This window comes from Acidimicrobiales bacterium (assembly GCA_035547835.1).
In the GTDB taxonomy this organism is placed as follows: domain Bacteria; phylum Actinomycetota; class Acidimicrobiia; order Acidimicrobiales; family Iamiaceae; genus DASZTW01.
This window is the reverse complement of record DASZTW010000008.1, coordinates 252,776-268,507: the sequence shown is the minus strand read 5'-3', so window position 1 is coordinate 268,507 and position 15,732 is coordinate 252,776. Positions and strand designations below refer to the sequence as shown.

Genomic DNA, 15,732 nt, shown 5'->3' with positions numbered 1-15,732 from the left:
GCGTAAACGCCGACGACGGATCCGCCTCATGCAACACCTTCGTGATCGCCGCCGTCAACGTCGTCTTACCATGATCAATATGACCCATCGTACCGATATTCAAATGCGGCTTACTCCGCTCAAACTTCTCTTTCGCCATGGGAGTTGTTCTCCTCGGTACTTCGATGTTGTCGGGGGGATGGATGCTGCTGGCCGCCTGGCGCGGGAAGAGGCACCGGCGTGAGCCGGCGCCTGGCCCCGGGTCGGGCGGGTGGTGGCGGCGGTCGGACTTGAACCGACGACCACTCGATTATGAGCCGAGTGCTCTGACCATCTGAGCTACGCCGCCGTGGTGAGAGCCCCCTGTCGGAATCGAACCGACGACCTTTTCCTTACCATGGAAACGCTCTGCCGACTGAGCTAAGGGGGCGACGCAGACCGCTGCCGCGCCGGCAGGGCGAAGAGAGATCATAGCGAACGCCTTCAAGGCCCTCCGAATCGGTACCGGCCCGCTCCAAGCCTGTGACCAGGGACGCTACCGTGCGGTCGTGCAGGTGCGGCTGGCCCAAGCCCGTGACGCCGAGGCGATCCGGGAGATCTACAACCACGAGGTCCTCACCGGCACCGCGACGTTCGACCTCCGACCCCGCACCACCGACGAGCAGCACACCTGGCTGGCCAGCCACCTCGGCCCGTATCCCGCCGTGGTCGCCGAGGAGCCCTCCGGGGCGGTCGCCGGGTTCGGCTCCTTGTCGCCGTTCCGGGAGCGCCCGGCGTACAACACCACCGTCGAGAACTCGGTGTACGTGAGCGTCGATCATCAGCGGCGAGGTGTCGGCAAGGCGATCCTCGTGGAGTTGGTGCGACTCGGGCGCGAGGGCGGCTTCCACACGATCATCGCCCGCATCGGCGGCCACAACGAAGCGTCGATCGCCTTGCACGCCGCGTGCGGCTTCGTGGAGGTGGGCGTCGAGCGAGAAGTCGGGCGCAAGTTCGGGCAGTGGCTCGACGTCGTGGTGATGCAAGCCATGCTCGACAGCCCGCCGGCGCGACCCTGACCCGGGCGCGAGACGAGCCGGCCGCGAGTTGCGCGACCGGCTCGCCAGCAGGGTGGGCCGGGAAGGATTCGAACCTCCGAAGCCGAAGCGACTGGTTTACAGCCAGTTCCCTTTGTCCACTCGGGCACCGACCCAGGATCGGCCAATCTAGTCGTTCCACAGGAGTCCCCGACCAACAGGGCCGAGGGTAGGGTCACGGTCATGCCGAGTTTCGACGTCGTCTCCGAAGTCGACCTCCAGGAAGTGCGCAACGCGGTCGACCAAGCCCAGCGTGAGGTCGCCAACCGCTACGACTTCAAGAACACCGGCACCTCGCTCGACCTCGGTGAAGGCAAGATCACGCTCCACTCCTCCACCGAGGACCGTCTCGCCGCGCTGCGCCAAGTCCTCGAAGAGCGGTTGGTGAAGCGAAAGGTGTCGCTGAAGGCCCTCGACTACGGCAAGGTCGAGGAAGCCTCCGGTGGCACGGCCCGACAGGAGATCACGTTGGTCGCCGGCATCTCGTCGGACAAGGCCCGCGAGCTCAACAAGTTGATCAAAGGGCTGGGCATCAAGGGCGTGCAGAGCCAGACCCAAGGCGACCAGGTCCGGGTGACCTCCAAGAAGCGCGACGACCTGCAAGCGGTGATCGGCGCGCTCAAAGAGGAGAACTTGGGTATCCCGCTGCAGTTCGAGAACTTCCGCGACTGACGTTCGTCGGGCCGGCGTTCGGAGTCGTGGGCGCCATGGGTCCCCCGCGCGCCGACGTCCGGCCCTTCAGCGCTTGCGCCGTACCTGTTCGAGGTAGCGCGCGGCGGACGCGCGACCTTCGGGGTCACGCAGACCGGCGAGCAGGCCGTCGGCGTCGGACCATGCGGTGCCAGCCTGGCTGGCCGACGCGGTCACGGCGTTCACGTGACGCTTGGTCGACTGGGCGGCGAACGCCGGCTTCGACGCCACGGTCTGGGCGAGCTCGTCGACGGTGGCCTCGAGCGCGGCAGCGGAGACGACCCGGTTCAAGAACCCGAGGCGCAGCGCTTCGTCGGCCCCGAACTCGCGACACGTGATCACCAGCTCCTTGGTGACGGCCGGCCCGATCTCGCGCACGAGCCGGGGTATCCCGCCCCACGCCAGCGGGATGCCGAGGTCGACCTCGGGGATGGAGAAGCGGGTGTCGTCGGCCGCCACCCGCAGATCGCAGGCGGCGGCGAGCACGAGGCCGCCGCCGACGCACCAGCCGTGCAGCTGGGCGATGGCGATCGCCGACATCGACTCCAACGCCTCGGCCATCAGGCGTCCCGCATCGGCGTCACCATGCGGGCTCGACTGGTCGTCTCGCTGACCGAAAGCGCTGACGTCGGCCCCGGCGGAGAACACCCGGCCCTCGCCGCGCACGACCACCACCCGCACCTCGGGCTGATCGGCGTCGAACCACCGGGCCGCTGCCGCGATCTCGCGCAGCGTGTACGGGCTCAGCGGGTTGAGCTTGTCGGGCCGGTTCAATACGAGTTGACCGACCGGGCCATCGGCCTGCACTCGGATGGTGTCGAACATCTGCCGAGCCTGCCACGCCCGGCCAAGGCCGACCTGCGCGTTCGGAGCGTGTTGGGCGCATGGCCCCCGCAACGCGCCGAAGTTCGCTGGCTCAGTCCGCCAGTTCAGGGCGGAAGCCGGTCTTCTCCTCCACCAGGTCGCCGAGGAACCGGTCGATCCACTCTCGGGTCGTGTCGAGGTCGGCGCCGAGGCGTGTGAGGATCCGGGCCGACCCCATGGTGTCGTCGGTCATGGCGCCGAGGAGGAGGTGCTCGGTACCGATGTAGTTGTGTCGGCGCCGGAGGGCCTCGCGCAGGCCGAAGCCGAGGATCTTCTTGGTGTCGCTGCCGAACGGCACGCGATCGCCGACTTCGTCGACAGTGGCCAGCCCGGACGCCGCCACCGCACCTCTGACGTGGTCAGGCGTGATGCCTTGGCTGGCGAGCGCTTTGGCCGAGAGCCCTTCTGGATCGGTGACCAACCCGACCAGCAAGTGCTCCGGGCTCACCGCGGCGCTGCGCATCCGTCGGGCTTCCTCGTGCGCGACCTCGACCACCCGCCTGGCCCGCACGGTGAAGCGCTGGAACAACCCCTCTTCGGACGGGTCGCCGCGGCCGGGGACGAAGCGCTTCTGGGCTGCCTGCTTGGTGACACCCATGCTCGCCCCGATCTCCCGCCACGACGCACCCGCCGCGCGGGCCTGGTCGACGAAATGGCCGACCAGATGGTCGCCGAGCTCGCCGAGCCGGTCGCCGACTGCCATCGCGATGGCCACTAGGTCGGTGGGTTCGGCACCCGGATCGCTGTCGTCGACAAGGCGGATCAGGTCGTCGAGCCCGATCCCCAGGTCGTCGATGGTGGGAGTGCGTTTCGGGGAGGTTGCTTCCTCTTCTTCGGCCATGCGTCAACTTTAGATTGACGACTCGCAACACGTCAATGGCCCCTTGACCTCGAGGCGGACCAGCACCCACCCACCATCAGAGATTGTTGGATCCGATGGAGATTGTCAGATCCGTTGGAGACCGCCTGGGAACGCACCGGGGAATGGGGGTCAATCCACGAAGTAGGAGTCGTTCATCTCGGGGTCGGGCTCGAGGCCGGGTCCCACGATGGTGATCGCACCCTCCGTGAGTGAGAGTTGGTGTGACGCTCGACCCCAGCCGCCACCGCCTGGCGTCAGCATGCGGAGGACGTCGCCGGCTGCGAGGCGGAGGGTGCACTTGTCGGGGAGGCGCTCGGCTCGGGCCTCGTCGCCGCCGGGCAGCAGCCAGTTCTCACCGACAGCTCCCGGCTCACCGCCGGCAAGGCCCCACGGTTGGCTCACCCGGCGCTCGGTGATCAGCGACACCGTCACGTCCTCCAGCATCTGGAGGTCTCGCTCGATACCTTCGCCACCCGACGACCAGCCCGCGCCACCGCTGTCCCGCCGCAGGCGGTACCGGAGCACTCGCAACGGGAAGGCCCGCTCCAGCGCTTCGATGGGGGTATTCCGCGTATTGGTCATCGCGGTGTGAATTCCCGACTGGCCGGGGCGGGGTTCGCCTGACCGGAGGTCAACTCGAGCAGTCTTGGTCATGGCGGTGTGCACCCCGCTCATGCCGGGTGTGGGCGAGGCCGAGCCGTGCGTCGGTCGACCACCTTGGCCACCGCCGACGGTTTCGTAGTACACCCAGCCGTCGCCGCCGACGAGGACGTTGTTCATCGTGCCTTGACTCGCCGCGCCGACGCGGCCGGGGAGGGCCTGGGCCAGCGCGCCAAGGCACACGTCGGCGACCCGTTGGGACACTTCGACATTACCGGCGCCGACCGCGACTGGGGGGACGGCCGCCACGATGGTGCCCGGCCGGGTGACGATCTCGACGGGCCGCATGGCACCGCCGTTGGCCGGGATCGTGGGGTCGACCACGCTGCGGAGCGCGAAGCCGACCGCCGAGTCGGTCACCGCGGCAACGGCGTTGACGTTGCCGGGCCGTTGGGCATCGGACCCGGTGAGGTCGAAGGCGATGCGCTCGCCCGCGATGGTGACGCACACCTCGATCGCCGCGCCCGGTGCCGGGCCGTCGGGCCCAGGCGCCCCGACCGAGTCGATCACGTCGCGGAACGTCCACGAGCCGTCGGGCACCGCGGCAAGGGCAGCTCGCATCCGCCGCTCGCCGTAGTCGAGCACGTCGTCCCACACTGCGCCGGTGCCGGCCAGCGCGGACAACCGCCCGGCACCGACCACGTTGGCGCCCACTTGCGCGTCGAGGTCGCCACGCCGCTCGTCGGGCGTGCGGGAGGCGGCCACGAACAAGGCACGAACTTCGTGGGTGAGGCGCACCGGTGGGATCCGCAGGCCCTCGGCGAAGATCTCGGTCGCGTCCGCGGGCAACGAGCCCGGGGCGGCACCTCCGAGGTCGGCGTGGTGCGCCCGGTTGGCTGCCCACCCGATCAGCCGTCCGGCCGAGAAGGCCGGCGCCACCAGCGTCACGTCGTTGAGGTGGGTGCCACCGGCGAAGGGGTCGTTCACGATGATCTGGTCGCCGGGCCGCAGGTCGCTCACGTCGACCGCGTCGACCGCCGCCCGCACCGAGGCCGGCATCGAGCCGAGATGCACCGGGATGTGCTCGGCTTGGACCAACAGCTCACCGGCGGGCGTGAACAGCGCGGCCGAGCAGTCGGCCCGCTCACGGATGTTGGGGCTGTACGCCGACCGGCGCAGCGCAGCACCCATCTCCTCGGCGATGCCGACGAGGCGCGCGAGCAACACTTGGAGACCGGCCGGGTCCGGTGCGGGTCGAGCTTCGGCGCTCACCGGCCCCTCCCGACCGTCGACGCCGGCCTCGCCCGGCGCTGGAGGATCAGCGCGCCCGCTTCGCCGGGCACGGCCTCCCAGCCATCGGGCACCCAGATCGTGCAGTCGGGCTCGGCGAGCACGCACGGGCCGAGACCGGCCGGGCGATCGGGAACGGGAAGATCGAGGACATCGATGGGCGCATCGCGCCAGGCGCGTGCCCGCAACGCGACCACCTCGATCGGCGCGTCGGGGCGGGCGAAGCCGTTGCGGCGCAAGTGCTCGTCGTGGAACCTGGCCACGTCGGCGACGATCAACTCGTGGCCCTGACCGACGTACCGGGCGTCGAACACGACCTCGGCGCTGGTGGTCTCGGGGTCGCCACCGACCAGCGCAACGGCTTCGGCCGCGAGGCGCTCGCCGTGCGCCGCCAGACCTTCGGTCGACACGCCGTGCGGCCAGGAGCGCACGACCTCGCGCCGCTCGGGCGCGCCGAGCAGCCCGACTGCGGACAGCACGCCGGCACGTGGCGGCACGATCACGCATGCCATGTCGAGCGCCTCGGCCAGCGCGACCGCGTGCAGCGGGCCGGCGCCGCCGAACGCGACGAGCGCGAGCCCGCGGGGGTCGACGCCCCGCGCCACCGAGACGACCCGCAACGCTCCCTCCATCCCCACGTCGACCACACGGCAGATTCCCTCGGCCGTCACCCCCGCGCCCTCGATCGCCGCGAGCGCCGCGGCGCGGTCGAGCTTTCCGAGGCCGCCGAGACCCTGCGCGTCGGGGACGCGGCCGAGCACCAGATCGGCGTCGGTCACGGTCGGGTGACGGCCTCCCCTCCCGTAGCACGCCGGGCCTGGATCGGCACCCGCCGACTCGGGTCCCACCACGAGCGCGCCACCCGGGTCGATCCGGGCGATCGACCCGCCGCCCGCGCCGATGGTGTGGACGTCGATCGCCGGCAGGCGCAGCGGCCATCCGCCCACCTCACGGCCCGGCGCAGGATCGGGCACGGCGCCCTGGATCAGGCAGACATCGGTCGACGTGCCGCCCATGTCGAGGCTCACCGCGTCGGGCCAACCGTTGGCAGCGGCGATCGCAGCGGCGGCACGCACACCACCAGCAGGACCTGACAGCGTGAGCAGCGCCGGGTGCTCGGCGCCGACGCCAGCGGGCACCAGCCCCCCGCTCGATGTCATCACGAACACGCGGGGCGCCAGCGACCCGACCTGCTCGAGGTACGCGCGACACACCGGGCGAAGGCCGGCGTCGACGACGGTCGTGAGCATCCGCTCGTACTCGCGGAACTCGGGCGATACGTCGCACGAGCACGTCACGTCGAGGCCTCGGGCGCGCAAGTGGTCCCCCACCTCGCGCTCGTGGCCCGGGTCGAGGTCGCTGTGCAGCAGGCAGACGGCGACCGCGTCGACCTCGGTCGGCAACGGCGGCAGCGAAGCGAGGTCGACCGGGCGCAGCGTGGTGCCGTCGGCAGCCAGCCGCCCGGCAACCTCGACGCGAAGGCGGCGCGGGACGGGCGGATCGGGACGGTCGGCAAACGGGTCGTACAACGACGGCCGTACCTGCCGGGCGATCTCGATGACGTCGGCGAACCCTTCGTTGGTCACCAGCGCCACGGTCGCCAACCGGCGCTCGAGCAGGGCATTCGTGGCAACGGTGGTGCCGTGCGCAAGGGTGTCGCACCCGCCGAGCTCGTCGAGCGCCAAGCGCACCGACGCGGCCGGCTCCCTTGGGGTCGACGGCACCTTGCAGGCTGCACCGTCCGCCCCCACCGCGTCGGTGAACGTCCCGCCGGTGTCGACCCCGAACCGCATCGGCGAAGAACCTAGTGGTGTGTCCGGTGGGTGAGGACGTGGTCAGGGCGAGTCGTTCGGTGCCGCTGGCCCGGACGCACGACGAAGGCGCAGCCGTGGCTGCGGTGAGGAGGAGGACGCCGCCCAGCGGTACCGAGGGCCGCCAGGACCAGCCCCGCCATCTGCCACATGCACCACCAGATTGCGGCCCCCCAACCATCACCGAGCTGGGGGCAGATGTGGCCGCCCCGGCGACCAGATCCCCACCCAGAACGGAGAGGGGAAGAGGTCAGGAGGCCCAGTCGCGGCTGCGGAGGCGCTCGAGACGAGCTTCGGTGGGTGGGTGCGAGCGGAACAGGTTCGCGAAGTTGGCTTCGCGGCCGGTGAGCGGGTTGATGATGTAGGCCGTGGCGTGGGCCGGGTCGACGTCCATCGGCACCTGCTTGGCGTAGCCCTCGATCTTCTGCAACGCCCGGGCGAGCGGCTCGCCGTCACCGATGAGGCGGGCACCGGAACGGTCGGCCTCGAACTCGCGGCTGCGGCTGAGCGCCATCTGCAACAGCGCTGCGGCAACGGGCGCCAGAATCATCATGGCGAGCATGCCGAAGATGTTGTTGCCCCGCTCGTCGCCACGGCCGCCGAACAACAGACCACCCCACATGGCCATGCGGGCTGCGAACGTGATGCCCATGGCCAGCGCCGCGGCAACCGACCCGATGAGGATGTCGCGGTTGCCGACGTGGCTGATCTCGTGGGCCAACACCCCGCGCAGCTCGTCCCAGTCGAGCACCTGCAAGATGCCCTGCGTGACGCACACGGCGGCGTGCTCAGGGTTGCGGCCCGTGGCGAACGCGTTGGGCTGCATCTCGGGGCTCACGTACAGCGCCGGCATCGGCAGGTTCGCCCGCTGCGTCAGCTCGCGGACGACCGTGTAGTACTGCGGCATCTCCTGTTCGGTGACCGGCCGGGCGTTGGCTGCCTTGATAGCGAGCTTGTCGCTGAACCAGTACGAGCCACCCACCATCACGAGACCGACGAGCAGCCCGATGAGCAACCCGCCCTGACCCCAGAACGACCCGATGCCCATGAGCAAGGCACCGATCGCCGCGAGCAACACGACTGTCTTGATGTTGTTCTTCATGACCTCACGCCCCGGGAAGGCACGTCGTGGCAGGCACGTCGCCTGCGTCTGATCGAAGCGTACCGACGGTCGAGAAACGCTACGTAAGTCCTGCGCGAACAGGTCGCCCGAGTCGCGGGTCACCGTTCGATTCGCCAGGCTGCGCCCGGCGAACAGGCGCCGTGTTGATGGGTCGGCTCGCCCGCGGCTCGCCTCCTCAGCCCGCCAGCGCTCAGTCGTAGTAGCCGGAATGGATGTACACGCAGGGCACACCGGCGCCGTGGAACATCTCGACGTTGCGGCGATCGTCTTCGAACGCGAGGCGGAGATCGAAGCCGTAGTCACGCAGCTCGCGCACGGTGCGATGCTTGAACATCCGCGACGACGCGTAGTCGCCGAAGTCACGCATGATCAGCAGGTCCCAGCGGAGTGCGTAGCGGTGCAGCCACCCCAGCGTCTGCGGTTGCACCCGAGCAGGCCGCGCCGTGAGCAGCACCACATGCAGCGCTGGGTCGAGCACTTCGAGCAGGCGGGCGGTCTCGTCGATGATCGGGTCCTCACCGCACGCGGCGAAGAACGCCTCCCAGTCCTGGAAGGGACGGTCGAGGAAGTGCTGGCGCCCGGCCGCGTCGGACAGCACCCCGTCGAGGTCGAACACCACGGCGGGCCCGGCATCGACCGGTCCGTCGCGCCACCACCAGTTGTCAGGCGTCATGGCACGGGGATCCCAAGCCGGGCTGGAACCCGGGCCGCTCACCTGCGTGGTCACTCGTCGCCCGCGCCTCCGGCCGACGCGCGTGTACGGATCTCCTCGACCACCGCGGGGTCGGCCAGCGTGGTCGTGTCACCGAGGTCGCGGCCGTCGGCCACGTCGCGCAACAAGCGGCGCATGATCTTGCCGCTACGGGTCTTGGGAAGGTCATCGGTGAAGATGACGGTCTTGGGACGGGCGATCTTGCCGATCTTGTCGGCGACGTGCTCGCGAAGCTCTTCGCCCACGTCGGGGGTGCCGTCCTGGCCGCCGCGCAAGGTGACGAACGCGACGATCGCCTGGCCGGTCAGGTCGTCCTTGGCGCCGACCACGGCGGCTTCGGCAACCCGCTGGTCGTCGACCAGCGCGGACTCGACCTCGGTGGTGGAGATGCGGTGGCCCGACACGTTCATGACGTCGTCGACTCGCCCGATGACCCAGAAGTAGCCGTCGCCGTCGAGCTTGGCGCCGTCGCCTGCGAAGTAGCGACCGGGGAAGCGGCCCCAGTACGTCTCCTCGTAGCGCTTCGGGTCACCCCAGATGCCGCGCAACATCGACGGCCACGGCTGGTCGAGCGTGAGGTAGCCCCCGCCGGACCCGACGGGGGTGCCGGCGTCGTCGACGACCGCGGCGCTGATGCCTGGCAGCGGGAACGTGGCCGAACCGGGCTTGGTCGTCGTGACGCCGGGCAACGGCGAGATCATGATGGCGCCCGTTTCGGTCTGCCACCAGGTGTCGACGATCGGGCAGCGCTCCCCGCCGATGTGCGTGTGGTACCAGATCCACGCCTCAGGGTTGATGGGCTCACCGACCGACCCCAGGATCCGCAAGCTCGACAAGTCGTGCTGCTCGGGCTCCTGCGTGCCCCACCGCATGAACGCGCGGATGGCCGTCGGCGCGGTGTACAAGATCGTGACGCCGTAACGCTCGACGATGTCCCAGTTGCGGTCCTTGCCGGGGGTGTCGGGCGAGCCTTCGTAGATCACCGACGTGGCGGCGTTGGCCAAAGGGCCGTACACGATGTAGCTGTGGCCGGTGACCCAGCCGATGTCGGCGGCGCACCAGTACACGTCGCGCTCGGGGTGGAGGTCGAAGACGTACTTGTGGGTGAACGCGCACTGGGCGAGGTAGCCGCCGGTGGTGTGCATGATGCCTTTCGGCTTGCCCGTGGTGCCGGACGTGTACAGGAGGTACAGCAGGTCTTCGCTGTCCATTGGCTCACAAGGGCACTCGGCCGAGGCGTCGGCCATGAGGTCGTGGTACCAGTGGTCGCGGCCGTCGGTCATGGCGGTGGGCGTGTCGTCACCCGACGCCGACGTGCGCTGCACCACCACGACATGTTCGATGCTCGAGGTCTGCGCGAGCGCGACGTCGGCGGCGGGCTTCAGCGGCACCGGGCTGCCGCGCCGCCAACCGCCATCGGCGGTGACCAGCACCTTGCACTCGGCATCGTTGATGCGATCGGCCAGCGCGTCGGCAGAAAATCCTCCGAACACGACCGAGTGAGGTGCGCCGATGCGAGCACAGGCCAGCATCGCGACCGGCAACTCCGGGATCATCGGCAGGTAGATCGCGACCCGGTCGCCCTTGGCGACACCGAGACCTTTGAGGACGTTCGCGAACTTGGCGACCTCGTCGCGCAGCTCGGCGTACGTGATCGTGCGTTGGTCACCGGGCTCGCCTTCCCAGTGGTACGCGACCCGGCCACCCAGACCCGCGTCGACGTGGCGGTCGAGGCAGTTGTGCGCGGCGTTGAGCTGCCCGCCCACGAACCACTTCGCGTAGGGCAGCTTCCAGTCGAGCACCGAGTCCCACGGACGGTCCCAGTCGAGCAGCTCGCTCGCCTGGGCCGCCCAGAACCCCTCGGGATCCGCGCGGGCTTCGTCGTGCAGATGGCGGTCGGACACCAGTGCATCGGCACGCACGCCGGCGGGCGGTGCGAACTCACGATCTTCGAGCATCAGTGCCTCGATCGCAGGTTGCGGTTGCTCGGGCATGCGTAGGACCTCCGCTGGTGGGACCGCTGCCACCCTAGTGACGCCAATCAGGCCGGATCGGCAGTGGGCGCACCAGGCGGGTCCGCCCGTTCGACGTCGACGACCAAGCCGTCGGGCGTCGTGGCGGCCAGCTCGTCGACCGCCGACCAACTGACCGCCCCGGTGGGACACGCCTCGACGCACAGCCCGCACGAGATGCACGCGGCGCGGTCGAGGCGGAGGCCCGCGGCGGTCGCCTGCAGGCAGCCGGTCGGACAGGCACGGACGCAGGCCTGGCTGTCGTCGCACTTGCGGCTGTCGATGGCGATGGAACCGCGGGCGGTCGACACGGGCTCCTCGCGCTCCGCCGGCCAGGCAACCGTCACCGGCGGGCGGCTCGCAGCTCGCAACGTCGCCCACCACGAGCGACCGAGGCCACGCCAGCCACCGACGCCCATCACCACACCAACTTCGCGAAGACGGTGGCGCCGAGGTCGATCAGCGCCAACGGCAGCAGCCATCCGACCAGCAGCCCCCAGCGCGCGGCCAGCCCCAACGACGGCCAGCCGACGTCGACGGTCACCAGCACCCCCGCCAGCAGCAGCGTCTTGCACGCCAGCACCAGCGGGCCCAGCACTGACGCAGTGGTGAGGGTGGGATGGCCCGGGACCGCCCAACCGCCGAGGAACAACGTCGCCCCGAGCGCGCACCCCGCCAGCACCCCCAGCCAACGGGCGAGCGACCATGCCCACGCCCGGAGCCCGCCGATCGCGTACGGCACCCCAGCGCCCGCCATCCGGAACGGCCCGACGCGGAAGAGTGCGGCGAGCGCAGCGAGCCACACGAAGAAGGCGAACGGGTGAAGGATCAAGCCGGGGACACCGAGGGTGTCCCAACCGAACACCGCGTGGTGGATCTGACCAGACACGACCCCGGCCAGCGACGCGGCGCCGGCGCTCACCGCTGCGGCTGCTGCCGCGAAGCACAACAACGCGGCAGCGATCGCGGCATGGGAGAACGTCACCGCACCCTCGGCGCGGGACGCCACACCACGCCCGTCGGCCCACCACGACGCGAGACCGCACACCACCAGCGCGGCAACCCCGAGCGGCACGCCCGCACCTGCAGGCGCCATGACCTGATCCGGACCGGCCGGTATCACCGCCAGCGCCGCGAAGGGAGCGGCGATGGCGAGCGCCAGAGCCGTCTCGGCCAGCACCGCACTGGCGCCGGACGGCAAGACGTCCTCAGACTGCACCGCGCGGCCGAGGTCGGCGAGAGGTTGCAGCACCCCGCCGGGTCCCGCGGTCGAGCCCGATCCTCGGCGCGCCCGGATCCGCAGGGTCGCCGTGGCAACTTGCAGACCGAGCGCGAGCGCCGGTGCGACCACCAACACGACCACCAGCCCGATCAGCGTTCGTTGCCAGAAGGCCAAGTGGATGGGCAGCGTCGCCGCCCAGGTCGCGCTCACCGGTCGGTACCGGCCGGATCAACCGCGAAGCTCAGCTGCGCGAGGTCGCGACCACTGCCGTCAAGATCCTCCCGGGCGATCACATGAGCGGAGATCGAGCGCGCCGCCATGCCGGGGCCGTTCACGCGTACTCGCCAAGGGCGCTCCCTGCCGTTTGACACCAGCGTGCAGAGCAGGTCGCCTTCGGGGTGGGCCACGTGCGCGTCGGCGATCCCGGCGCGGGGGTAGCCGAGCGGCGTGCCCGTCAGGTCGCCGCCGGTCGGAGGGGCCTGCGACCACGCCAGCACGGCCTGGCAGGCCGAGCGGGCGTCCTGGGCGCGCACCCAGGCACGGGCCCACGCGTCACCTGCGGTGTGGGTGGCCGCGATGCCGTCGACCGCGACCGCCTCGGACGCACTGGCACGGCCGTTGGGGCCGGACAGGCCGAAGGCGACCGCGGCGTCGTGATCGACCGAGGCCAGGCCGCGCAGCTCCGCCTCGACCACACCCACGCCGAACAGCAGGCGGTCGAGTGACTGCGTCCACGCCCAGGCTTCGCCGGCCGCTTTGCCCACCGCCGCGTTCGCGGCCGGCGACAGGTCGAGGTCGGCGTGTCCAGGACGCACCGCGTCCACGTGGATCCGGGCTCCGGTGAGGTGCTCGAACGCATCAAGGACGGTCTCTCGGGCCCGCCACGACGACGCCTCCACCACGTCGAGCCCAAGGAGGCGGGCGAGACGGACGAACCAGCCCGTGACGTGACGCAAGACGGCCAGGTCGACGAGCAGGTCCCTTGCCCGTTCGATCGACGGGGGTGGGGCGTGTGCCACGAGCGTCTCGAAGGCCCGCGCGAACGCGACCGAACGCGCGATCGTGCCCGCCTCGTCGAGTCGGCACAGCACGGGCCCGACCTGCGACCAGGCCAGCCGCTCGACCACTCGCTCGACCCCCCGGTGCAAGGGAGCCGCTGGCGCGGCCGGTGGCGGCGTTCCGCCGGAGCTGCGCGGCACGCGCACCGCGGCGCGGCCCCACCGCTCATCGATGGCTTCTTCGGCGATCCGTGCCCGCAACCGCTCGATCCCGTCGAGGATCGCTTCGGGCCGCGGCGGACAGCCCGGGACGTACACGTCGACCGGCACGCCGGCCGACGCGTCGACGGGCCCACACCACCCACCGAGGTCGGTGCGGAAGGGTCCCCCGCTCAGCGCGCACGCGCCGACGGCCATGACGTAGCGGGGGTGAGCAAGCGCGTCGAGCGCTTCGGACACCCATCGCTGGTCACCCGCGAGCAACGGTCCCCCGACGATCAACACGTTGGCGGCGGCAGGGTCGTCGACCGTGGTCACCCCGACCCGGGTCGCGTCAACCCGCGGCGAGCGGAGCGCGGCCTCGAGCTCCCCCGCACAGCAGGCCCGGCCCAATGGCAGAGCCCACAAGGACCAGCGGCGCGCCTGCGCGGCGATGGTGGCGACCGGCCGGGGCACGAGGCCCCGCTCGACGATGCCCATCAGCGCGTCGGTCGGCCGGGAGGTGCGGTGGCGGCGTGATCGTGCGCCGAGGCGGGGGAAGGCGACCGGGCAGGCTGGATGTACTTGGCGAGCAAGCGCGCCCCGAACACCGTGGCTGCCGGCACCAGCCCTGCTACGAGCACCGCGACGTAAGGCCGCATCATGCCGCGCCGCCCGTTGCTGCCCCCGAGCCCACCCGGGCCATTACTGACCCGGCGGGACGAGCCCGGGTCGTGTCGTGCTCGTCGTGGTCGACGGCGTGGTGCTCGTGGTCGTCGTCGTGCCGACCTGCAAGGTCTGTGACGTGCCCCCGCCGGGGCCGACTGCGTTGATGGTGACCATCGGTGGGTCGTCGGTCGAGCAGAGGTCAGCCGATCCCGACCCGCCGAACGGGCCCGGGCCCGGCTGCGTCGGCGTGGGCGTGATCGTGACGGCCGTGGAGTTCGTGGTCTGCCAAGTGACGTGAATCAGCTGACCCTCACCGGTGGTGCACGGTCCGACGCGGGTCGCCGACGCGGAAGTGATGACGGGCCGCTTCACGCCGGAGTCGGGCGGCGCGACGATGGTGAGCGGCCGGGTGGTCGTGGCGGCTGGCTGTGTGGTGCTCGACGCGGCCGTCGACGGCGTGCGCGCGACCGTGGAGGTGGTGCGATCGGCGCGGGTCGAGGGCACGAGCGACGTGCCCGGCAAGTCGATCGAACCGTGCGCGTTGGACCCGTCGGAAGCCCCACCCAGGACCCCGACGTTCGGCTTCCCCGGCGAGGTCCAGGGGTGGATCGCCAACAACACGACCGCCACCACAGCGAGCACTGCCCCGCCTGCCAGCAGCAGTCCTCGGCGACGACGGCGATCGTCGCCTTCGCCCTCCGCCCGTCCGAACACCCGGGCAAGGCGGGCCGCAGGCGTGGCCGTGCCGACGAAGCCATCCGCGACCAGCCGCTCCCGCACGGTCGACTCCACCTGGTCGGGGGCGTCGGCGACGGGCACCGCGGCCAACAACGCGGTGGGCCGGGGCTGGATTCGCTTGGCCGCCTGGCACACCGTGCAGCCCTCGGCGTGGTCGGTGACGACCGTGGCGAGCTGGCTGTCGAACCGGCTCGCCTTGGTGCCCAGCAACTCGACGAGGTCGCGGCACAGCGGGTGACCGGCGCGCCACAGCACCCTCGCCTCGAGGGCGGCGCGGAAGCGGGCGCCGACGCGGAAGATGAGTTGCTCCGCTTCGTCGGGTCGGAGGCCGAGGTCGGCGGCCAGGGCCTCGGCTGTCACCCCGTCGCGCAGGTTCGCCACGAGGACCGATCGCTCGGAGGGATCGAGGGCAACGCCAGCCGAACGCACCACCGCGGCGAGATCAGGGTCGGACATGGCCGACGGGCTCTTCGCCTGCGCCAATCGCTCCTCGGGCGTGGTGCCGTTGTGAGTCACCAGCGTGCGCGACGCCTCCAAGCGGTCGAGCGGGGCCGCGCCGCCATCGATGCGGCCGAGCGCGGCACGACGCGTGGCGCGCAGCAGGTCGGGCCCGAACTCGGAAGGCGGTTCGAGCTCGTCGATCCGGCGCCACGCGTGCTCGAAGCCGTCGGCCGTGGCCCCCGCCGCGTCGTGGGCGTTCGCGAGCACGAACGAGGCGGTCTCGTGGGCGCGCGCGAGCCACCGCTGGAGCAGCAGCTCGAAGGCATCGTGGTCGCCTTCGCGGGTGGCCAAGACCAATGTGGCGTCGTCGGCGCGGGCGTTGAAACCCACTCGGCCTCCGGGGGACGTGACCGGACCTCTGGTTCCGGGCTACCGACATGGTACTTC

Annotated in this window: 14 protein-coding genes and 3 tRNA genes; 2 read left to right on the top strand and 15 right to left on the bottom strand. The window is 70.9% G+C overall.

Annotated elements, in window-relative coordinates:
* The 3 genes from VHA73_09940 to VHA73_09930 form a co-directional block, all read right to left on the bottom strand.
* Nucleotides 1–139 (bottom strand): GTP-binding protein (locus VHA73_09940; GenBank protein ID HVX18340.1); only part of this gene is annotated, 139 nt, incomplete at its 3' end.
* A gap of 112 nt (nucleotides 140–251) precedes the next feature.
* Nucleotides 252–328 (bottom strand) — tRNA-Met (locus VHA73_09935).
* Between the two features lie 8 nt (nucleotides 329–336).
* A tRNA-Thr gene (locus tag VHA73_09930) sits at nucleotides 337–409 on the bottom strand.
* 118 nt (nucleotides 410–527) lie between these two features.
* On the opposite strand from VHA73_09930, the gene VHA73_09925 reads away from it, so the two are divergent.
* Nucleotides 528–1,037 carry a GNAT family N-acetyltransferase gene (locus VHA73_09925; protein HVX18339.1) on the top strand — a complete coding sequence of 170 codons (510 nt, stop codon included), beginning with the start codon at nucleotides 528–530 and terminating at the stop codon, nucleotides 1,035–1,037.
* Between the two features lie 53 nt (nucleotides 1,038–1,090).
* Here the strand turns inward: VHA73_09925 and VHA73_09920 are convergent.
* Nucleotides 1,091–1,171: transfer RNA gene (locus tag VHA73_09920), tRNA-Tyr, on the bottom strand.
* Nucleotides 1,172–1,238: 67 nt separating this feature from the next.
* Between VHA73_09920 and VHA73_09915 the strand changes: the two genes are divergently transcribed.
* Nucleotides 1,239–1,727, top strand: a complete 489-nt coding sequence (locus VHA73_09915) for a YajQ family cyclic di-GMP-binding protein (protein ID HVX18338.1) — start codon at nucleotides 1,239–1,241, stop codon at nucleotides 1,725–1,727.
* 66 nt (nucleotides 1,728–1,793) lie between these two features.
* On the opposite strand, the gene VHA73_09910 is transcribed toward VHA73_09915, so the two are convergent.
* The 11 genes from VHA73_09910 to VHA73_09860 form a co-directional block, all read right to left on the bottom strand.
* Complete coding sequence (locus tag VHA73_09910) at nucleotides 1,794–2,570, bottom strand: enoyl-CoA hydratase/isomerase family protein (protein HVX18337.1); 777 nt, start codon at nucleotides 2,568–2,570, stop codon at nucleotides 1,794–1,796.
* Nucleotides 2,571–2,661: 91 nt separating this feature from the next.
* Nucleotides 2,662–3,450: a Clp protease N-terminal domain-containing protein gene (locus VHA73_09905; protein HVX18336.1), complete on the bottom strand. Its 789-nt coding sequence runs from the start codon at nucleotides 3,448–3,450 to the stop codon at nucleotides 2,662–2,664.
* Nucleotides 3,451–3,600: 150 nt separating this feature from the next.
* The gene (locus VHA73_09900; protein HVX18335.1) at nucleotides 3,601–5,343 is read right to left on the bottom strand and encodes a hydantoinase B/oxoprolinase family protein; all 1,743 of its coding nucleotides are present in this window, start codon (nucleotides 5,341–5,343) and stop codon (nucleotides 3,601–3,603) included.
* A complete protein-coding gene (locus VHA73_09895; GenBank protein HVX18334.1) occupies nucleotides 5,340–7,154 on the bottom strand; it encodes a hydantoinase/oxoprolinase family protein in 1,815 nt (604 codons plus the stop codon). Before VHA73_09895 ends, VHA73_09900 begins: the two co-directional genes overlap by 4 nt.
* Nucleotides 7,155–7,422: 268 nt before the next feature.
* Nucleotides 7,423–8,274, bottom strand: a complete 852-nt coding sequence (locus VHA73_09890; GenBank protein HVX18333.1) for a zinc metalloprotease HtpX — start codon at nucleotides 8,272–8,274, stop codon at nucleotides 7,423–7,425.
* A 211-nt stretch (nucleotides 8,275–8,485) separates the two neighbouring features.
* The gene (locus VHA73_09885) at nucleotides 8,486–8,968 is read right to left on the bottom strand and encodes a hypothetical protein (protein HVX18332.1); all 483 of its coding nucleotides are present in this window, start codon (nucleotides 8,966–8,968) and stop codon (nucleotides 8,486–8,488) included.
* Between the two features lie 50 nt (nucleotides 8,969–9,018).
* Nucleotides 9,019–11,001: an acetate--CoA ligase gene (gene acs, locus VHA73_09880; protein ID HVX18331.1), complete on the bottom strand. Its 1,983-nt coding sequence runs from the start codon at nucleotides 10,999–11,001 to the stop codon at nucleotides 9,019–9,021.
* Between the two features lie 47 nt (nucleotides 11,002–11,048).
* Nucleotides 11,049–11,438, bottom strand: coding sequence for a 4Fe-4S binding protein (locus VHA73_09875; GenBank protein ID HVX18330.1), 390 nt, complete (start codon nucleotides 11,436–11,438; stop codon nucleotides 11,049–11,051).
* On the bottom strand, nucleotides 11,438–12,451 hold the full coding sequence (locus tag VHA73_09870; protein ID HVX18329.1) for an NADH-quinone oxidoreductase subunit H: 1,014 nt from the start codon (nucleotides 12,449–12,451) through the stop codon (nucleotides 11,438–11,440). The genes VHA73_09875 and VHA73_09870 overlap by 1 nt, the downstream gene beginning before the upstream one ends.
* Complete coding sequence (locus VHA73_09865; protein HVX18328.1) at nucleotides 12,448–13,938, bottom strand: hypothetical protein; 1,491 nt, start codon at nucleotides 13,936–13,938, stop codon at nucleotides 12,448–12,450. The genes VHA73_09870 and VHA73_09865 overlap by 4 nt, the downstream gene beginning before the upstream one ends.
* 204 nt (nucleotides 13,939–14,142) lie before the next feature.
* Nucleotides 14,143–15,675, bottom strand: a complete 1,533-nt coding sequence (locus VHA73_09860; GenBank protein HVX18327.1) for a sigma-70 family RNA polymerase sigma factor — start codon at nucleotides 15,673–15,675, stop codon at nucleotides 14,143–14,145.
* Nucleotides 15,676–15,732: the final 57 nt, after the last annotated feature.